Below are 19133 nucleotides of genomic sequence, written 5' to 3' on the forward strand. Positions count from 1 at the left end.
TGGCGGAGCCGGGAGCAGTCACGCCCTGCAACTCCTTCCGGCGTCGACCGCAGGCATGCCGGACCTGCACGGATCGGGCCTCCCGCGATGACCGCGGTGGCCGACACCGGCCTCCCCGCCGGCGCACGCACGTTCCGGGTGGGTCCGGCCCAGCGGATCATGCTGCTCACGGCGACGGTGGCAGCTGCCGCGGTCGCCCTGTTCGTCCTCGTCGTCCGCCCCCTGCCCGAGGCCGCCACGGCCGTGGCCCTGCCGTGGTTCCTCTGGGCTGCCGCCTTCGCCCTCTGCGAGGCGCTGGTCGTCCACGTCCAGTGGCAGCGCGAGGCGCACAGCTTCTCCGTGGGTGACCTCGTCCTCGGCGCCGGCCTGATCCTGGCCGCGCCCCAGGACCTGGTGATCGCCCAGGTCGTCGGAGCCGGCGCCACGCTGCTGCTGCACCGGCGCCAGCGCGGCATCAAGCTCGCCTTCAACGTCGCGCTGTACGGCGTCGGTGGCAGCCTCGCCACCGGCGTCTTCGCCCTGCTCTCCGGCCCGGCCTTCGGCACCTGGGACTGGCTGGCCGCGCTCCTCGCCATCCTGGTCAGCACGGTCGTGGCCGACCTGTGCATCTTCGCCGTCATCAGCCTGTCCGAGGGGCGCCCCACCCTGGCCCCCCTGCTGGAGATGCTGGCGCTGTCGCTGCCGTTCACCCTGGGCTCGGCCGCCGTCGGCCTGGTCCTGGCCCGTTCGGCGGCCACCGACCCGGCGGCCCTGGCCCTGCTGGCGCTGCCGAGCGTGCTCATCGTCGCCGCCTACCGGGCCTACACCGGTGCCCGCGAGCAGCAGGAGAACCTGCGCCTGCTGCACGAGGTCACCTCGCTGCTGCACTCCAGCGGCGACAGCCAGGAGGCGCTCGGCGACTTCCTCCACTCGGTGCGCTCGGCCTTCCGCGCCGAACTGGCCGAACTCGTGCTGCTCGGCCCGGCCGGCCGTGACGGAGCGACCGTCAGCCGCAGCCGCGAGGGCGAGGAGGCGGTCGTCATGGCTCCGCTCGAGGACGCGCAGGACCAGCACCGGCTGCTCCGCCTGGCCAGCGCGTCGGGCACCCTCGCCACGCGGACCGGCACCGGTCGGGGCCAGCCCCTCGGCGAGTACGCGGCCGGCCGGGGCCTCAAGGACGCGATGGCCGCCGCACTGCGCACGGACGACCGCGTCCACGGGCTGCTGCTCGTGGGTGGCCGCCTCGGTGACGTCACGACCTTCAGCTCGAGCGACCTCGCGCTGCTCGACACCTTCGCCCGGCACGTGGCGACGTCCCTGGAGCGCGGTCGCCTGGAGGAGAACCTCCGCCAGGTCACCGATCTCAAGGAGCAGCTCCGGCACCAGGCCCTGCACGACCCCCTGACCGGGCTGCCGAACCGCACCCTGTTCCTGGACCGCGTGCGGCACGCCGTCGACACCGCCGGTCGCACCCGCGTCTGGCCGGCGGTCCTGTACCTGGACCTCGACGGCTTCAAGCCGGTCAACGACACCTTCGGCCACGAGGCCGGTGACGTGCTGCTGCGCACCGTGGCCGACCGGCTGCGGGGCTGCCTGCGGCCGGCCGACACCGCCGCTCGTCTCGGCGGTGACGAGTTCGTCGTGCTGCTCAACGGGCCGATCGACCGCTTCGGCGTCGCCCGTGTCGTCGATCGCATCCGCGCCCAGCTCGACGTGCCGATCCTCCTCGGCGACGGCGTCGTCACCACGGTCGGTGCCAGCATCGGCGTCGGCATCGGTGACGCCGGCGTCCCCGATGCCGACACCCTCGTCCGGCACGCGGACATCGCGATGTACGCCGCCAAGCGCTCGCTCGGCCAGGACTTCCTGATCTACGAGCCGGGCCTGGGCACCACGACCTCCTCCAACCGCAAGGACTCCGCCGCCGAGCTCGCCGCCGCCATCGAGAACGGTGAGCTCCGGACGGTCTACCAGCCGCTGATCGACATGCGGACCGGCCGGCCGATCGGCGCCGAGGCGCTGGTCCGCTGGCAGCACCCCACGGAGGGGATGCGGTCGCCGGACCAGTTCATCAGCCTGGCCGAAGAGAGCGGCCTGATCACGCAGATCGGCGAGCTCGTGCTGGGCGACGCCTGCCACCAGGCGGCGCGGTGGGTGGAGGCCTCGCCCGACCAGGAGGACCTCCTGGTGACGGTGAACCTCTCCGCCCGCCAGGTGGGTGACGAGCAGATCGTCGAGCAGGTGCGCGACGCGCTGGCCCAGTCCGGCCTGGAGCCCCGCCGGCTGGTCCTGGAGATCACCGAGACGGTCCTCATGCACGACCGCGACGCGGCGGCGGCGACCCTGTGGCTGCTCAAGGGCCTGGGCGTGCGCATCGCGATCGACGACTTCGGCACCGGTTACTCGTCGCTGGCCTACCTGCGCCGCTTCCCCATCGACATGCTCAAGGTGGCCCGCGAGTTCGTCGACGGCCTCGGCCGGGACGCCCACGACGACGTCATCACCCGCGCGATCGTGGAGCTGGCCGGCACCCTCGGCCTGCTCACCGTGGCCGAGGGCATCGAGACCACGCAGCAGTCCGAGACCGTCGCCGCCCTCGGCTGCGACATCGCGCAGGGCTACCTGTTCTCGCGGCCGATCGAGGCCGATGCCGCCAGCGAGGTCATGTCGGCGTCCGTCGTCTCCCCGATCATCCGGCCGCGCCCCCAGCTGCGGTCCGACCAGGACGGCACGCCGGAGCTGGCCTCGGCCTAGCCGGGCCTAGTCCCAATGCCGTTCACTTAGGCCGCGGGTCGGCTGGTCAAGGGTCGGGGTCGGCGAGGACGTCGATGCTGATGGTGATCCGGTGGCTGGGTCCGCGGAGTCGCCCGCTGGCGGTGTGCGGGGCGTAGGTGGAGATGGCTCGCTTGACCACCCGAGGGGTGTTTCGGCGGCGTCGGGCGGGCAGGAGGCTGGCCAGGACCTGGTCGCCGATGACGCCGACGAGGTCGACGCTGGTGTCGGCGATGACTCCGGCGGCCTTGACCAGCTGGTCGCGGGCGGCGCGGAGGGCGACGGTGAAACTGGCCCGGTCGGGATCGATGTCGCCGGCGGTGAGCGTTGCGTCGGTGATCGCGATCCGGAGTGCCTGGTAGGCGATCAGCCGTGCGTAGATTTCCTGCTCGAGACCGGCCGGGGTCCGCGCGCGCAGCACCCGCCCGCCGCCGATGCTCTGCTTGAGCTCGCAGTACGCGGTCTCGATCTCCCACCGCTGGTGATAGAGGCCGACGATCTCGACGGCCGGGCAGTCGGCGTCGGTCACCGTGGTGACCAGTTGGTAGGCCTCGCTGCGCCGCCGCTGGCCGGTGTCGATAGTGATCTGGGCCCGGATGACCCGAACCTCGACCTGTCCGATCCGCGATAGCCACGAGCCATCGGCGCAGCGGCGGCAGACCGGCAGCCGGCGTCCACTTTTGACCCTGATCAGCAGGTCCGCGCCGCGGTCGGCGATCTTGTCGATCAGATCCGCGGCGGCGAAGTTGCGGTCGGCCAGCACGATCATCGGCGCGCGCATGGCCGGCACCAGGTCGGCGGCGTAGCCGGTCTCCCCGCGGCCGATCGACCCGAAGACCGCGTCGATGATCGTCCGGGTGCCGCAGGCGACCAGCGCCAGCAGCCGGACCATCGGATAGCCGGTGCCGCCGTGATGGCTGCCGCCCTTGCGGTGGACGGTCAGGTTGGCCGGGGTGTCCGGGCAGCACATCGTGGTGCCGTCGATCGCGGTGACCAGCCGGCCGCGCCACCACACGCCCTTGGTGGCCGGGCCGGCGGCCGGCCCGCGGAGCAGCTCGAACAGCTTGCCCAGCGGCGCCGGCCCGATCCGGCGCCGGGCGGCGGCCAGGCCCGCCGCACTCGGCTCGGCGACCGGCAGTCCGTCCAGCCCGGCCACCAGCCGCGCCCACACCTGCCGGTAGCCGCACTCGACGAACAGCGCTCCGGCCAGCAGCAGGTACACCACAACCCGGGAGGGCAGATCGCGCACCCGCTGCTGCACGGTGTCGGTCTCGTCCAGGGCGGCGTCGACCATCTCGAACGGCACGATTTGGGTCAGCTCACCCAGATGACCCGGCGCGAACCGGTCCTCGGCGACGGTGACCTCACGAACGACCCGACTGGTGCCAGACTGAACAGGCAACGGAGCTCCCGGGGAAGAGAAGCGTCTTGGCGGATGCCCCCTCTTACCGGAGCTCCGTTGCCTCTTCCTCCGCCGACACGCCGCGACAGCCGGCGTTGTTGACAGCCCGCCGCCCCGGCTAACTGAACGGCATTGGGCCTAGTCCGGCCTGGTCGGGGACGACGGCACCAGACCGGCCTCCTCGATCAACCGGGCCTGCTCCCGGCACCACGGGGACCAGGCGTCGCCCTCGGACTCCTGCCGTCGCCGGAAGGCCCCCCAGTCCAAGAGCTCCCACTCCCCCACCTCGGCGGGGTCCGGCATGGGCGTACCGGTGAAACGGCCCAGGTAGACCGGGCAGATCTCGTTCTCCACCACGCCGCGGAACTCGGCGCGGTAGCGGTAGCCCGGGACGGCCGGACGCAGGTCACCGACGTCCAGGCCCAGCTCGGACCTGGCCCGGCGGGCGATCGCCGCGTCGTCGCCCTCCCCCGGTCCCGGATGCCCGCACACGGTGTTGGTCCACATGCCCGGGAACGTCGCCTTGTCCTCGGCCCGACGCGTGACCAGCAGCCGGCCGTCGTCGTCGAACAAATAGGCGGAGAAGGCGCGGTGCAGCGGCGTCTCGCCGTGGTGCACCAGCGGCTTGGGCATCTCTCCGATGGCCCGCCCCTCGTCGTCCACGAGCACGATCATCTCCATGCGATGACATTGTCGTCGTCCCGACGACACCGCGGCCACGTGCCCTCCCGCGCCCGCGCCGAGCCCGCCCCGACCCTCGTCGCGGACGCCTCCGGCGCCCCCTCCTCGGGCCACCTCGCAGGGCGGCTCATGGCACAGTCCCTCCGTGGACAGCTTCCAGCGCAACGGGTTGACCTTCGACGTCGCGGACGGCGGACCGGCGGACGGCGAACCGGTGGTCCTGCTGCACGGGTTCCCGCAGGACTGCACCGCGTGGCGGCACGTCAGCCCCGCGCTGCACCAGGCCGGGCTGCGCACCCTCGCCCCCGACCAGCGCGGCTACTCCCCCATGGCCCGGCCGCGCACCCGGGCCCAGTACAAGCTGCGCGAGGCGACCTCCGACGTCCTCGCCCTGCTCGACGCCGCCGGGCTCGAGCGGGCGCACGTCGTCGGGCACGACTGGGGCGGCGTCGTCGGCTGGGCGCTGGGCGCCTGGCACCCCGACCGCGTGCGCACCCTCACCGCGCTGTCGGTGCCCCACCCCGCCGCGATGGCGAAGGCCATGGTCACCAGTGACCAGGCGCTGCGCTCCTTCTACATGGCGGTGTTCCAGCTCCCGCTGCTGCCCGAGCGGCTGCTGCTGAGCGGGGGCGGCGCCGCCCTGCGCCGGATGCTGCGCTCGGGCGGCCTGCCCGAGGAGACGGTGCACCACTACGTCTCCCGCATGCACGAGCCCGGGGCGCTCTCGGCCGCACTGGGCTGGTACCGCGCGCTCCCCTTCGGCGCCCGCGACCCCATCGGCAAGGTCCGGGTGCCGACGCTGCACGTCTGGAGCAGCGGCGACGCCTTCCTGGGCCGCGCCGCGACGGAGGCGACCGAGCGGTACGTCGACGCGCCCTACCGGCTGGAGGTGCTCGACGACCTGCCGCACTGGATCCCCGAGCTGGCGCCGGAGCGGGTGGCCGAACTGGTCACTGCGCACGTCCGCACCGCGGCCTGACCGCCCGACCTCTGAGGCGCGCTCACCGACGACCCCCGTCAGACTTCTGCCATGACCGCCACGGCACCCTCGCTCACCCGGGCCGAGCGGCTCGACCGGCTGCCCCTCAACCGCGAGCACGGCCGGCTGGTGGCCGGCTCGGGCGTGGGCTGGGCGCTGGACGCGATGGACGTCGGCCTCATCTCCTTCGTCATGGCGGCGCTGGCCGTCCAGTGGGACCTGTCGCGGACCGAGCTGTCGTGGATCGGCTCCATCGGGTTCATCGGCATGGCGCTGGGTGCCACCCTCGGCGGGCTGCTCGCCGACCGCATCGGCCGGCGCCAGGTCTTCGCCCTGACGCTGCTGGTCTTCGGCCTCGCCACCGGCGCCGCCGCGCTGGCCTGGTCGGTCGGGGCGCTGCTGGTCTTCCGCTTCCTCATCGGGCTCGGCCTCGGTGCCGAACTGCCCGTCGCGTCGACGCTGGTCAGCGAGTTCTCGCCGGCGCGGGTGCGCGGTCGACTGGTCGTCCTGCTCGAGGCGTTCTGGGCGGTCGGCTGGACGCTGGCGGCCCTCATCGGCTTCTTCGTCGTCCCCCGGAGCGATGACGGCTGGCGGTGGGCGCTGGCGATCGGCGCGCTGCCCGCCCTGTACGCCGTCGTCGTCCGCCGGGGTCTGCCCGAATCGGTGCGGTTCCTGGAGACGCGCGGCCGGGTGGCCGAGGCCGAGTCGGCGGTCCGCCGGTTCGAGGGGGCCGCCGGCGTCGAGCCGGTGGAGTCGCCACCTCCGCGGCCGCTGCCGTCCCCGGGACCCCGCGCACTGTGGACGAGCGGTGCGCGAGTGCGCACGGCGTCGCTGTGGCTGGTGTGGTTCAGCATCAACTTCTCGTACTACGGCGCCTTCATCTGGCTCCCGACGCTGCTGTTCGAGTCGGGGTTCTCCCTGGTGAAGTCGTTCGAGTTCACGCTCTGGATCACCCTCGCGCAGCTGCCCGGGTACGCGGTCGCCGCCTTCCTGATCGAGAAGTGGGGGCGCCGCCCCACCCTGGCGGTGTTCCTGCTCGGCTCGGCAGCGGGAGCGGCGATGTTCGCGACCGCGGAGGGCGAGACCGCCGTCCTCGTGACCGGCATGGTCCTGTCGTTCTTCAACCTGGGCGCGTGGGGCGCCCTCTACGCCGTGACCCCGGAGGTCTACCCGACCGTCCTGCGGGCGACCGGCGCGGGCGCGGCCGCCGGATTCGGGCGCATCGCCTCGATCCTCGCGCCGCTCAGCGTGCCCTGGCTGCTGGGCCTGGGCGGCACGGGCATGGTCTTCGGCACCTTCGCGGCCTTCTTCGTGCTCGGCGCGCTGGGCACCTGGGGCCTGCCCGAGCGCCGCGGCCAGGCGCTGGACGACGCACCCGCCTCCCCGCAGGAGCGACCTCGGCGAGCCGGACCGGCTGAGCGGCCGCCGGCGGATCGGTCGTCGTCGCGCGTGGCCGAAAGGCTGTTCAGCGCCGCTGAACGCGGGCACAGTCGGGCGCCATGAGCCTGGACCCCGTGGAGACCAACCCCCGGCACTACACGGTGGTCTTCGAGAACGAGCGGGTGCGCGTCCTGGAGTACACCGACGCTCCCGGCGACCGGACGACGCCGCACGAGCATCCCGACTCGGTGATGCACACGCTCAGCTCGTTCCGCCGGCGACTGCACTCCGGTGGCCAGCACCGGGACGTCGACCTGCCGGCCGGCATGACCGGATGGCTGCCCGCCCAGGAGCACGCCGGCGAGAACATCGGCGACACCCCCACGCACGTCCTCTTCGTGGAGCTCAAGGACGGCGCCCCCGGTGCCCGGGCGGGAGCAGTCCTGGGACCGCAGACGTGACCGCTCCGCTCGACGGCCTCCCCCGCGGCATCGGCCGGCCCGCGACGGCCGCGCTCGCCGAGGCCGGCTACACCCGGCTCGACCAGCTCGCCGGCGTACCCCGGCGGGACGTGGCGGAGCTGCACGGCGTCGGTCCCACGGCGCTGCGCGTGCTGGGCGCGGCGCTCGCGGCGCACGGCCTGTCCTTCGGCTGACGACCGGGCCACACTGGCTCGGCGTGGACCCCGCCGATCTGGCGCTGCGCAATGAGACCTACCGCCGGTTCGTCGCGGCCGGTCGCGCGCCGTCGGCGGCCGAGGTCGGCGCAGCCCTCGGCCGCAGCGTCGCGGACGTGCTCGACGGCTGGCGCCGGCTGCACGACGCGCATGCCCTGGTGCTGGACGCGGCCCGGGCCTCGATCCGCATGGCGAATCCGTTCTCGGCGGTGCCGACGGCCTACCGGGTCGAGGCGGCGGGACGGTGGTGGTACGCCAACTGCGCCTGGGACGCGTTCGGCATCTGTGCCGCACTGCACGTCGACGGCCGAATCGAGACCTCGTGCGCCGACTGCGGGGAGCCGCTGTCGGTGGCGGTGCGCGACCAACGGCCTGACGACGCCGACCTGCTGTTCCACTGCCTGGTACCGGCGCGGTACTGGTGGGACGACATCGTCTTCACCTAGGGGACGATGAATCTCTTCCGGTCGGAGGAGCACGTGCGGCGCTGGCTCGGCGACCGGCCGGCCGGCGCGACGCTCCCGGTGACGACGCTCAGTGCCCTGGCCCACGCCTGGTGGGGCGACCGCCTCGCCTCCGACTGGGTGCCGCACGCCCGGGACTCCAACCAGGCGATCCTGGACCGCCTGGGGCTCGTCGGGGAGTTCTGGCAGCTGCCGTGACCGCTGCCCGCTCAGCGCAACCTCCGTCGCCCACCGGCCCGCGGACAGGTTGACCGGGGGCGGCCCGGGTAGCGGCAGTCCATGGCCGACCTCACCTCCGGACATCTGCGCGGCCTGCGGGTCGCCGTGACCGGTGCCAGTGGCAACGTGGGCACGGCGCTGCTGCGCCGGCTGACCGCGCCGGAGGCCGGCGTCGCGGAGGTGCGTGGGCTGGCCCGGCGTCGCCCGCCGGAGATCGCTCCCTACTCGGGGCTCCAGTGGCACCTCGCGGACCTCGGGGAGCCGGCGAGCGAGGCCGAGATCGCCGCGTTCGTCTCCGGCGCCGACGCCGTCGTGCACCTGGCCTGGGCGCTGCAGCCGGGACGTCGTCCCGACCTCCTGCACGAGGTGAACGTGGAGGGCACCCGACGGGTCGTGCAGGCCGCGGCCGCCGCGGGCGTCTCACACGTCGTGCACATGTCGTCGATCGGCGCCTACGCCCCGGGGGCGGTGGGCCAGAAGGTGACCGAGGACTGGCCGACGACCGGCATCCAGACCGCCCAGTACAGCCGCGACAAGTCCGCCGCCGAACGGGTGGTGCGCGAGACGCTCCTCCGGCACCCCGACATCACGCACACCGTCGTCCGTCCGGGACTGGTGCTGCAGCCGTCGGCCAGCAGCGAGATCGGCCGCTACTTCCTCGGGCCGTGGGTGCTCGGCGCCGCCCGCGCCCTGCCGGGAGCGGTGGCCCGGCTGCTGCCACTCCCCTGCCACCGCTCGCGCTGTCGTTCGTGCACGCCGACGACGTCGCCGATGCGATCGAGCGGATGCTGGACCGCCGGGCTCCCGGCCCGTTCAACCTCGCCGCCGAGCCGATCCTGGACGCCGACGGGCTCGCCCGGGCCCTGGGCGCCGTGCGGATCCCGGTGCCGGCGTTCGCCGTGCGGGCGGCGCTGCACGCGGCGTTCGCCGCGCACGTCGTACCCACCGAGCCGGGCTGGGTGGACATCGGGACCAGGACGCCGGCGCTGGACACCACGCGGGCACGCAGGCTGCTGGACTGGGTTCCGCTCCACCGCAGCGACGAGGTGCTCGGGCAGTTCGTCGCCGCCCTGGGCCGCGGGGAAGGCGCCCCCGGCCCGCTGCTGCAGCCGGCCGGCGGTCCGGTGCTGGACCCCGCAGGTGACCAGGCCAACGCTCCCGGTCCGCGGGCGGACTGACCTCAGGCCGGCACGCTGCCCAGCAGTGTGCGCGTCATGGCGTTGCGGGTGTCCAGCAGTTCGTCGAGCGCGGCCCGGAGGTCCTCGGCCGACACGGCCAGCTCCTCGTCGGCGGGCGTGCGGGTGGCCGCGAGAAGGGCGGCCCGGCGGAGCAGCTCCTTGAGGAACGAGGCCGTCACGCCGTCGGTCCGCGCGAGGACGTCGTCCAGCCCGCTGGTGTCGACGGCCATGCTGCCGCGGTAGAGCTCGAACAACGCCCGTCGCGCCTCGGCGTCGGGGAGCTCGAGCGCGACCGCCTGGTCGACCCGTCCCGGACGCGCGGCCAGCGCCGGTTCGAGCAGGTCGGCGCGGTTGGTGGTCAGCACGAAGACGACGTCGGCGTCCTCGGCGAGGCCGTCCATCTCGTTGAGCAGCTGGAACAGCAGCGGGTGCTGACCGGGGTGCGTCCCACGGTCCTCGGCGATCAGGTCGACGTCCTCGACGATCAGCATGGAGGGCTGCAGTGCCCGGGCGACGGAACACGCCTCCGCGATCAGGTGCAGCGCGTTGCCGGTCAGCTGGAGGACCGTCGTCTCGGTCAGCCTGCTGGTGAGGTACCGAACGGTGTGCGTCTTGCCCACCCCGGGCGGGCCGTACAGCAGCAGGCCGCGCTTGAGGTGCTGGCCCGCGGCGAGCAACCGGTGCTTGTGTCGAGCGACCTCCACCACCTGCCGCTCGATCTCGGCGAGGGTCTCGCGGCGCAGGATCAGCTGGTCGGCGGTCATGGTCGGCCGGCGGTGGAACTGCAGCAGCGTCTGCCCGTGCCCGAAGACCTCCTGGTCGAAGGAGAGCACCTGACCGCGGAACACGTTGTGCTCCAGCGTGGCCTGCCGGATCTCGGCGGCCGCCCGCGCTCCCGCCGCCGGGTCGGTGCTGACCAGCGCGAGGGTGACCTGGTTGGTCCCGAACTCCGGCGTGGCGCCACGGAGGAGCAGGGCAGTGCGGACCTCCCCCTCGCGCACGAGATAGATGCCGCAGCGCTGGCAGGGCCGGACGGCGCCGTCCGGTCCGCTGGCCAGGTTCACCGTCGCGGGGTTGCCGGGGCGCAGGCCCATGGGTCCGGCCGGTCCTCCGGCGTCCGAGAGGAGGTCTCCGAGACCGAACATCGCGTGCTGGAAGTTGGCGATGCCCACCAGCTCCCACGTGCGGCCCGGCCGGTCGAGCCAGGCGTCGAGGCCTGCCTGGACGTTCACGTGGTCGTAGCCCGGCCACGTCTCCTCGACGACGTCGAGCGCGGTGGCGCCGGACCCCAGGTGGTCGCCCAGGATGCGCGGGAGACGCGGCCGCTCCCCCGCCCGCGCGGCACCGACGACCGCGCGCAGACCGCGGCGGGCCAGCCGCCCCACGTCGGCCAGCTCGGGGCGCAGCTCGGCGTCCGGCCCGCTGCCGCCGACGGCGCCGCCGGACGGCTGCGGTCCGTAGGACGTCCATCCGAAGTCTCCGGCCACCACGCACTCTCCACAGGTCAGGGGAGGCGGACGGTAGCGGAACCCCCCGGGACCGCCCAGTCAGTTCTCGGGCCGGGCCCTCGCTCTCCGGTGGCTGGCTCGCGCGTCACTCACGGGGCATGCCCGCCTCGCGCAGCAGGGCGCCGCCGATGATCACGCGCTGCACCTCGCTCGTGCCCTCGTAGAGCCGGAAGAGCCGGGCGTCGCGGTAGAAGCGCTCGACGGGCGTCGTCCGCAGGTAGCCGAGCCCGCCGTGCACCTGCACGGCGCGGTCGACGGCCCGGCCGACCATCTCGGTGCAGAACAGCTTCGCCGCCGACGGCCCGACCGAGGTGTCCTCGCCGCTGTCGTACCGGGCGGCCACGTCGAGGACCATGCTGCGGCCGGCGAGCAGCTCGGCGTGCATGTCGGCCAGCATCGCCTGCACCAGCTGGAACCGGCCGATCGGCGCACCGCCCTGCTTGGCGGTGGCGGCGTAGGCCACCGACTCGTCGAGCACGCGCTCGGCCATGCCGACGCACAGCGCGGCGATGTGCAGCCGGCCGCGGGAGAGGACGGTGAGCGCCTTCGAGTAGCCGCGGCCCTCCTCGCCGATCACGGCGTCGCCGCGCACCCGGACGTCGTCGAAGAAGACCTCCGCCGTCCACGCGCCGCGCTGGCCCATCTTCTCGTCCTTGGGCCCGACGGTGACCCCGGGCGTGGCCTTCTCGACCACGAAGCTGGAGATGCCCCGGCCGCCCCGCTCGGCCGGGTCCGTGCGGGCGAAGACGACGAAGAGGTCGGCCAGCGGCGCGTTGGTGATGTACCGCTTGCTGCCGTTGATCATCCAGCCGTCGCCGTCCCGGCGGGCGCTGGTGCGCAGCCCCGCCGGGTCGGAGCCCGCCTCGGCCTCGGTGAGCGCGAACGATCCGATCAGCCGGCCGGTGGCCAGGCCGGGCAGGTACGTCGCCTTCTGCTGGTCGCTGCCGAACCGGGCGATCACCTGCCCGCAGATGCCGTTGTTGGTGCCGAAGAGCGACCGGAAGGCCGGGGTCGTGTAGCCGAACTCGAACGCGAGCCGCACGTCCTCGCTCATGGTGACGCCGAGCCCGCCGTACTCCTCGGGCAGCGCGTAGCCGAACAGACCCATGCCGGCAGCCTGCGCGCGCAGGTCGTCGGGGATCCGGTCGTCGTCCTCGATCTGCTCCTCGCGGGGCACGACCGACTCGCGAACGAGCGAGCGGACCGCGTCGCGGATCTGGCGGAAGTCCTCGGCGTCCACGGCGCCATCGTGGCCCCGGGCGACGGCGGCGGCGCGGCGGGGCCATGGGCTCGGCACCTTTACCCAAACTTTACGGAGTCAATTGGTTGCTCTCCGTTGTGATCACCGTCTCCTTTTCCTACGCTGGCCTCAGCAGCAGCTCGAACCCCCGGGCCCCGCGGCTCGAACGCTCCGCCGGAGGCATAGTGCCCCTGCTCACCGCCGCTCTCGTTCCCTCCCCGTACCAGGTCGTGGTCCGGCTGACCGGAGACGCAGACCTCTCGACGACCCCCGTGGTGACCGACGCACTGGCGCGGGCCGCGGGGCTGGGCACGCCGCACGTGGTCGTCGACGTGGCCGGCGCTCGGTTCTGGGACGTCTCGGTGCTGCACGCGCTCGTGTCCTTCACCGCCGAGCTGGGCACCGCCGGGCGAGGCTGCCGGATCGTCGGTGCGCTCCGCGCCACCCGTCGGCTGATCAGCGCGGCCCAGCTGACCGACCGGCTGCACCTCGACGGGCCGTCGCCGGCCCGGGCCCTCCCCCGGGCGGACGACGGCCTGCCCGCTCGACGTCCGGTGAGCGAGCACCCCGTCCCCGTGCGCGGCCTGCTCGCCGCCCGCGCGGCCGCGTCGCTGCGCCCCGCCTGAGCCGGCTCAGGCCAGCGCGTCCAGGCGCGCCATCTCCCCGTCCGACAGCACGAGCCGGGCCGCGCCGAGGTTCTCGACCAGATGCTCCACGGACCTGGTGCCGGGGATGGGCAGCACGACCGGCGACTTGTGCAGCAGCCAGGCCAGGGCCACCTGGGCCGGCGTCGCGTCGAGCTCCCTGGCGATGTCGGCGACCGGGCTGTCGGGAGCGGCGAGGTCGCCGGTGGCGATCGGGAACCAGGGGATGAACGCGATGCCTTCGGCGGTCGCGTAGTCGAGCACGTCCTGGCTCTGCCGGCTGGTCAGGTTGTAGAGGTTCTGGACGCTGACGACGTCGACGATCTCGCGGGCGGCCTTCAGCTCCTCGACCGACACCTCGGAGACACCGATGTGGCGCACCTTGCCTTGCTCCTGCAGTGCCCTGAACGCGCCGAGCTGGTCGGCGAGCGGCACCTGCGGGTCGATCCGGTGCAGCTGGATGAGGTCGATCCGGTCGACCCGCAGGTTGCGCAGGGAGAGCTCGACCTGCTGGGTGAGGTACTCCGGGCGCCCGCACACGGGCCAGACGCCGGGACCCGTGCGGGTCAGGCCGGCCTTCGTCGCGATCACCAGCCCGTCCGGGTACGGGAACGCCGCCTCGGCGATGATCTGCTCGCTGACCTGCGGGCCGTAGGAGTCCGCCGTGTCGATGAAGTCGACACCCTGCTCGACGGCAGCCCGGACCACTGCGACTGCGCCCGCCCGGTCGGCCGGTTCGCCCCAGACGCCCGGACCGGTGAGCTGCATGGCGCCGTAGCCGAGGCGGTGGACGGGCAGGTCGCCCCCGATGGAGAAGGTGTCGCTGAGCTGGGCTGTGGTCATGCCACTGGCCAGCACCTCGCGACGGGCGGGTGTTCCCGCGAGCGTGTTCGATGGCGACGTGGGAGAGATCGTCGTGGTCCGGCACGGGCAGACGGAGTGGAGCCGCAGCGGGCAGCACACCGGCGTGACCGACCTGCCGCTGCTGCCCGAGGGCGAGGAGCAGGCGCGGCGGCTCGGCGGGGCGCTGGCCGGCCGGACCTTCGGCCAGGTGTGGGCGAGCCCGAGGCAGCGGGCAGGACGGACTGCGGAACTCGCCGGCCTCACTCCGACCGCGGTCGACGAGGACCTGGTCGAGGTGGACTACGGCGGGTACGAGGGCCGCACGACCGCGGAGATCAGCGAGGAGCTGGGCCGCCAGTGGTCGGTCTGGCGCGACGGCACCGTGCCCGGCGACACTCCGGGCGAGACACTGGCCGCCGTGGGTGCGCGCGTCGACCGGGTGCTCGACCGGGCTCGCCGGCACCTCTCGGACGGCGATGTGGCCCTCGTGGCCCACGGGCACGTGCTCCGTGTGCTCACCGCCCGCTGGCTCGGCCTGGCCCCGGAGGACGGCCGGCTCTTCGCGCTGCCCGCCGGCAGCTACGGCGTGCTCGGACACGAGCACGGGCGGCCCGTGCTCAACTCCTGGGGCCTGACCTGACCGGCTGCCGTCCGGTTCGGTGCACCGGCTGCCAGCGGCCCTCGGGCTCCTCCACGGTCGGCTCCGGCCGGACGGGGCGGCCGAACAGCCAGCCCTGACCCAGGTCGGCGCCCAGGGCGGTGACCTCCTCGGCGAGCCGCTCGGTCTCGACGCCCTCGGCGACGACCACCGCGCCCAGCTGGTGCGCCAGGTCGGTCACGGCCGTGAGCACGGTGCGGGCGCCGTCGTCGGGCAGTTCCTGCACCAGGGCCTTGTCGAGCTTGACGACCTCGGGCCGGACGGCGGCCAGCAGCGAGAGGCTCGACCACCCGGCGCCGACGTCGTCGAGGGCGACCCGCCAGCCGAGCGAGCGGTAGTGGTCGAGGATCGACACCAGGTGCCCGCGGTCGGCGATGGCGTGCGACTCGACGACCTCGAAAACCAGCTGGGTGGGCTCGATGCCGCTCTCGTGCACGACGCGCTCGGTGGTGGACAGGCACACCTGGGGACGGAAGACCGACGTCGGGTTGAAGTTGACGAACAGGTCGTCGTCCCCGAGCCAGGCGGCGGCGCCGCTGATGGCCGACTCGCGCCCGATGCGGTCGAGCCGGTGCAGCCAGCCGGCCTGCTCCGCCACGAAGAAGAGGTCCCCGCCGCCGACCTCGCGACCGTCGACGACCCCGCGCAGCAGTGCCTCGTGCGCGACGACCGAGCGGTCGGCGAGGGAGACGATCGGCTGGTAGACCGACCGGAACTCGGCCTCGGCGAGGACGCCGACCTCGACGGTGACGCCCCGGCGGGCGAGTTCCACCGCGAGGGTCGGCGCGGTCAGGAGCCGGGCGGTCAGGGCCGCCCCTTCGCCGGGCGGGTCGGTGACCACCCGCACCGCCTCGGTCTCGGCCTGCGTGAGCTCACGCGCCAACCGCTGGAAGAGCACCTCGAGGGCCCGGCCGCCACGGTCGTCGACGATGTCGACGAGCTGGGGCGAGTGGTGGACGGCCAGCCCGAGCGCCTTGGCGAGCCGGGACACCGTCGGCAGGACGTGTCCGATCGAAGTGGCCATCAACGCCCGGTCGGCACGATCAGGCACTTCCCAGTTCTGGCGGCAGCCACAGACCCCGCCACAGATCGTTCCCACCGTCGGAGGATGAACGACCCCGTCGCGGAGGCGGGACAGGCGCGCGGCGTGCCGCCGGCGCAGTTCCGGGGAACGGCGACGAACGGCGCGGAGGTTATGGAACGTTCACAGGTTTATTGTCTAAGGTCTTGCGACATGAGCGCCGTGCTGCACGCCGACCCTGTTCGACCCAGCCGCGGTGGACGTCCTCGGGACCCCAGCCGGGACGGCGTCATCCGGGCGGCGATCCTGCGGCTGCTCGCCGAGGTGGGCTACGGCGCCCTGACCATGGACGCCGTGGCCTCGGAGGCGGGCGTGGGCAAGGCGACCATCTACCGGCGGTGGCGCACCAAGCAGGACCTCGTCGTCGACACCATCTCGGAGCTGAACCGGGCCGAGGCGTCGGCACCGGACACGGGGTCGATCGAGGGTGACCTGCGGGCGATGATGCACCAGATGGTCGGCACGATCACCGGGCCGACCGGTGCCGCGACCCTCTCGCTGCTGTCGACCATCCCGCACCATCCGGCGCTCGCCGACGCGTTCCGCAACGGCCCGCTGGCGGTGTGGCGGCAGGCCTTCGCCGAGATGTGGGCGCGGGCCGAGGCGCGCGGTGAGGTCCGCCCCGGCCTGGCGGGTTCGATCGTCGCCGAGAGCACGAGCGCGCTGATGGTGCAGCGGTGGTTGCTGACCGGCGAGCCGGTGGACGAGGCGTACGCCGACGAGGTACTCGCGACCGTCGTCATGCCGTTGGTCCGCGCCCACAGCGCCTGAACCACCGGCCGGCTCACCAGCCGAGCGTGCCGGGTTCGCCCTTGAACGGGCCGACGACGTCGTCGGTGATCCAGCCGCCGTAGAAGCCGCCGGGCTGCGCTCGCACCTGCTCCCCGTCGACGAGGGCGCGGTCCACCCGGTCGGGATAGAACGCGACCGCGCCACGCAGGTGCTCGTAGCCCTGGGTCGGGTGCTCGTAGGACCAGCCGACCGCGGCCACGCGCCGGCCGTAGAGGACGGCGTCCCAGTAGGTGGCCGCTCCCTTCCACTCGCACCACGAGCCGCCCGCGGCCAGCACGAACACGCCCTCGGCGACGTCCGCGCGCGGTACGTAGAAGACGGGGGGATGACTGGTCTCGCAGACGCGGACCGCTCGCCTGGTGTCGGCGACCACCCGGCCGCCGAGCTCGACCACGACGTGGCGCGGGGTGACCTCGGCCGAGGGCGGGCGGGGGTAGTCCCACACGGACTCCTGCCCCGGCCCGACGGGATCGGGGCGCGGCCGGCGCACGTCAGTCGTTGCGGTGCCGGATCTTGTTGACGACGACGAGCGTGATCAGCAGCCCGGCCCCGGCGACGGTGGCCTTGCCGGCGGGCGTGCGCAGGAAACGCTGCACGGCCTCCCTGCCCTTGGCCTTGAGGCGCGTGGGGCTGGTCCGGAAGGCGAGCTCGTCCAGCGTCGCGGCCAGCGACTCGCGGGCGGCGTCGATCTCCAGCTGGATCTGTCGTGGGTCGCGAGGCACGGCGAACAGCCTGCCAGACGATCAGTGCGGCGGCGCAGTGACTAGCGGAGCGGGCACCCGCCTGGGGTACTCCTAGACTGCTCCTCCACGCGGGAGTGGTGTAACGGCAGCCACGCCAGACTTAGGATCTGGTGCCTTCGGGCGTGCGGGTTCGACTCCCGCCTCCCGCACGAGAAGGCTTCTCTGGGCGAGGGTCAGCTCGCGCCCTGGGACTAGCTCCGAAGCGGAATCAGTGTCGGGTTGATCAGCGGGGGAGGAGTGCGCCCGGCCCGCCACGGGCCCTACGCGGCCTTACTTCACGCCTCATTGGCGTCCTCGAGCCGGACACATCTTGCGGCCAACGCAGATGCCCCCGCAGCCCGTCGAGCAGGCCGTCCTCTAGCAGCCACAAAGCGCTCCGACGACTGCCACTTGGCCATACCGGAAGATGAACCAAGTCGATCTGTCGCCTGACTGAATACCGTCAGCGACATTCGGACTACCGGGCGCCATGTTTCGGCACGGGTCGGCGCGGCACTCTGAGAGTCGTTGACGACGCGTTTCCGCTCGCGTAGGAAGCTCCCCACTACCTAGACGGGGGATGAGCGATGCTGCGGAGCCTTCTCACCAGAGCCGTACCTCGCACTCTGATCGCAGTCCTCCTCGCTACAGGAGCGCTAGCAATCCCCACCGCCGCGTCAGCCGACACAGCATCCGACAGGTATGAACAGTATCGCTACGCCCTCGAAACGATCGACTTGTCGTATTCGCAGTACATAGATCGCCAGAACGACTTCCGGAACGCTGGCTGCAAGAACGGATGGCCAAATACGGCCGTCGATTGCCTCAAGCCTTCCCCTTATAACAAGTTTGACTGGACGGACGACGGCTGCAGCGGACGAAGCGTCGTGGGCCCCATCTCCAACGTGTACCGGAATCTGTTCAACGGGCCATGCAGGCTGCATGACTTTGGTTATCGCAATTTCGGGAACGGCCTACAGCTCTACCGGCACGAGTCCATGCGGTCATATATTGACCGAAGATTCCTTGCCGAGATGAACCGCCTTTGCGATGCGACGTACAGCGGCTGGAACCGCTTCCTTTGCCGCGAGACCGCCTGGAACATGTACAACACAGTCAGCACGGTGAACTACTGGGGTTGGTCGGGGAGGCGACCAACACCTCCGCCACCGCCGCCTCCCCCGCCGCCGGCCACTGTGCGAGTCGCTCCCCCAGCGACGAGCCCAGTAGGGACGTTTCTCACAGTTGAACCCAACCGACCATGCCCGACAGGTTCGATTTTTGTCGGCGCCTACCAGGCAGGTAAGTCGATTAGTACTGCCGGCGTCAATTCGGCGAACGGCATGTGGGTCATGGATATTCAAACCCACGACCTCTCTGCCGGAAATCAACGGTTCGAGTTCCGATGCGACGCAAATAATGGCCAGCCTCCGACACTAATTTATACACCACTCAGCTACTCCCTGTCCGGTGCCCTGATCGCAGACTTTGCGCTCGGTCACCGAGATTCCGTGTCATACGCAGCCACGATCACTCCTCGCTCCCCGTGCCCGCATTCCGCCGACAACGTCTACGCCGCCCTGCTAGGGGACCAACCCGCGGGGATGCCCGACTGGCACGGTGGCGGTACCGCCGCAGTGAACGATTCCCGCAACTGGGGACCGATCGTCGTCGATGTGCCGATGCTTGCGCCTGGTACCACCTTTAGCGTCCAGGCAATTTGCAGACTGGGCGAGCAATCTCGCTACCTGTACCGCTCACAAACTCTCGTCCCCGTGGGTTGATCGACAGGACCAGGAGAGCGTTTTTCAGTTGCGGACCGCGATGGAACTTGCCAGCAATGAGAGGCCCATCCCGGTTTGAGGCCCACTGGCCGGTATAAGCTGAGTTCGACCGGACGCCGAAACGAGCGAAA

At 72.4% G+C, this 19133-nt stretch carries 20 protein-coding genes, 1 tRNA gene and 1 pseudogene; 14 read left to right on the forward strand and 8 right to left on the reverse strand.

The window, feature by feature from the left end; genetic code table 11:
• Positions 1-87: 87 nt before the first annotated feature.
• Positions 88-2733, forward strand: coding sequence for a putative bifunctional diguanylate cyclase/phosphodiesterase (locus MVA48_RS09325; protein WP_246988116.1), 2646 nt, complete (start codon positions 88-90; stop codon positions 2731-2733).
• 46 nt (positions 2734-2779) lie between these two features.
• On the opposite strand, the gene MVA48_RS09330 is transcribed toward MVA48_RS09325, so the two are convergent.
• Together MVA48_RS09330 and idi are read right to left on the reverse strand one after the other, a co-directional pair.
• On the reverse strand, positions 2780-4153 hold the full coding sequence (locus MVA48_RS09330) for an IS4 family transposase (RefSeq protein ID WP_246988118.1): 1374 nt from the start codon (positions 4151-4153) through the stop codon (positions 2780-2782).
• Positions 4154-4291: 138 nt separating this feature from the next.
• The gene (idi, locus tag MVA48_RS09335; protein ID WP_246988120.1) at positions 4292-4834 is read right to left on the reverse strand and encodes an isopentenyl-diphosphate Delta-isomerase; all 543 of its coding nucleotides are present in this window, start codon (positions 4832-4834) and stop codon (positions 4292-4294) included.
• 145 nt (positions 4835-4979) lie between these two features.
• Between idi and MVA48_RS09340 the strand changes: the two genes are divergently transcribed.
• From MVA48_RS09340 to MVA48_RS09375, 8 genes and pseudogenes are all read left to right on the forward strand, one after another.
• Positions 4980-5813 carry an alpha/beta fold hydrolase gene (locus tag MVA48_RS09340; RefSeq protein ID WP_246988122.1) on the forward strand — a complete coding sequence of 278 codons (834 nt, stop codon included), beginning with the start codon at positions 4980-4982 and terminating at the stop codon, positions 5811-5813.
• 51 nt (positions 5814-5864) lie between these two features.
• On the forward strand, positions 5865-7316 hold the full coding sequence (locus MVA48_RS09345) for an MFS transporter (RefSeq protein WP_246988124.1): 1452 nt from the start codon (positions 5865-5867) through the stop codon (positions 7314-7316).
• Complete coding sequence (locus MVA48_RS09350; RefSeq protein WP_246988125.1) at positions 7313-7654, forward strand: cupin domain-containing protein; 342 nt, start codon at positions 7313-7315, stop codon at positions 7652-7654. The genes MVA48_RS09345 and MVA48_RS09350 overlap by 4 nt, the downstream gene beginning before the upstream one ends.
• Positions 7651-7848, forward strand: coding sequence for a DNA-binding protein (locus MVA48_RS09355; protein WP_246988127.1), 198 nt, complete (start codon positions 7651-7653; stop codon positions 7846-7848). The genes MVA48_RS09350 and MVA48_RS09355 overlap by 4 nt, the downstream gene beginning before the upstream one ends.
• Before the next feature lie 23 nt (positions 7849-7871).
• Entirely contained in the window at positions 7872-8315 is a 444-nt protein-coding gene (gene merB / locus MVA48_RS09360; protein ID WP_246988129.1) for an organomercurial lyase, read from the forward strand.
• A 6-nt stretch (positions 8316-8321) separates the two neighbouring features.
• Entirely contained in the window at positions 8322-8531 is a 210-nt protein-coding gene (locus tag MVA48_RS09365) for an alkylmercury lyase family protein (RefSeq protein ID WP_246988131.1), read from the forward strand.
• 81 nt (positions 8532-8612) lie between these two features.
• Positions 8613-9125, forward strand: a pseudogene (locus tag MVA48_RS09370) (NAD-dependent epimerase/dehydratase family protein); the annotation flags it as partial.
• Positions 9126-9301: 176 nt separating this feature from the next.
• Positions 9302-9730: a hypothetical protein gene (locus tag MVA48_RS09375; RefSeq protein ID WP_246989395.1), complete on the forward strand. Its 429-nt coding sequence runs from the start codon at positions 9302-9304 to the stop codon at positions 9728-9730.
• Between the two features lie 2 nt (positions 9731-9732).
• On the opposite strand, the gene MVA48_RS09380 is transcribed toward MVA48_RS09375, so the two are convergent.
• Entirely contained in the window at positions 9733-11220 is a 1488-nt protein-coding gene (locus MVA48_RS09380) for an AAA family ATPase (RefSeq protein ID WP_246988133.1), read from the reverse strand.
• Between the two features lie 103 nt (positions 11221-11323).
• The gene (locus MVA48_RS09385) at positions 11324-12478 is read right to left on the reverse strand and encodes an acyl-CoA dehydrogenase family protein (RefSeq protein WP_246988135.1); all 1155 of its coding nucleotides are present in this window, start codon (positions 12476-12478) and stop codon (positions 11324-11326) included.
• A 185-nt stretch (positions 12479-12663) separates the two neighbouring features.
• Between MVA48_RS09385 and MVA48_RS09390 the strand changes: the two genes are divergently transcribed.
• A complete protein-coding gene (locus MVA48_RS09390) occupies positions 12664-13104 on the forward strand; it encodes an STAS domain-containing protein (protein WP_246988137.1) in 441 nt (146 codons plus the stop codon).
• 6 nt (positions 13105-13110) lie between these two features.
• Here MVA48_RS09390 and MVA48_RS09395 read toward each other — a convergent pair whose 3' ends face one another.
• A complete protein-coding gene (locus MVA48_RS09395) occupies positions 13111-13965 on the reverse strand; it encodes an aldo/keto reductase (RefSeq protein ID WP_246988139.1) in 855 nt (284 codons plus the stop codon).
• 58 nt (positions 13966-14023) lie between these two features.
• On the opposite strand from MVA48_RS09395, the gene MVA48_RS09400 reads away from it, so the two are divergent.
• A complete protein-coding gene (locus MVA48_RS09400; protein ID WP_246988141.1) occupies positions 14024-14605 on the forward strand; it encodes a histidine phosphatase family protein in 582 nt (193 codons plus the stop codon).
• Here the strand turns inward: MVA48_RS09400 and MVA48_RS09405 are convergent.
• Positions 14583-15647 (reverse strand): EAL domain-containing protein, encoded by a 1065-nt coding sequence (locus MVA48_RS09405; protein WP_246988143.1) that lies wholly within the window; start codon positions 15645-15647, stop codon positions 14583-14585. The genes MVA48_RS09400 and MVA48_RS09405 overlap by 23 nt on opposite strands.
• An 84-nt stretch (positions 15648-15731) precedes the next feature.
• Here MVA48_RS09405 and MVA48_RS09410 point away from each other — a divergent pair, with 84 nt between their 5' ends.
• A complete protein-coding gene (locus MVA48_RS09410; protein ID WP_246988145.1) occupies positions 15732-16475 on the forward strand; it encodes a TetR/AcrR family transcriptional regulator in 744 nt (247 codons plus the stop codon).
• 13 nt (positions 16476-16488) lie between these two features.
• Here MVA48_RS09410 and MVA48_RS09415 read toward each other — a convergent pair whose 3' ends face one another.
• Together MVA48_RS09415 and MVA48_RS09420 are read right to left on the reverse strand one after the other, a co-directional pair.
• Complete coding sequence (locus MVA48_RS09415) at positions 16489-16941, reverse strand: DUF427 domain-containing protein (RefSeq protein WP_246988147.1); 453 nt, start codon at positions 16939-16941, stop codon at positions 16489-16491.
• A 46-nt stretch (positions 16942-16987) separates the two neighbouring features.
• The gene (locus MVA48_RS09420) at positions 16988-17218 is read right to left on the reverse strand and encodes a DUF3618 domain-containing protein (protein WP_246988149.1); all 231 of its coding nucleotides are present in this window, start codon (positions 17216-17218) and stop codon (positions 16988-16990) included.
• 89 nt (positions 17219-17307) lie between these two features.
• Here MVA48_RS09420 and MVA48_RS09425 point away from each other — a divergent pair.
• Positions 17308-17388 (forward strand) — tRNA-Leu (locus MVA48_RS09425).
• Positions 17389-17805: 417 nt separating this feature from the next.
• Entirely contained in the window at positions 17806-19002 is a 1197-nt protein-coding gene (locus tag MVA48_RS24090; protein WP_371821205.1) for a phospholipase A2, read from the forward strand.
• Positions 19003-19133: the final 131 nt, after the last annotated feature.

It is taken from the genome of Blastococcus sp. PRF04-17 (assembly GCF_023016265.1).
Lineage (GTDB): Bacteria > Actinomycetota > Actinomycetes > Mycobacteriales > Geodermatophilaceae > Blastococcus_B.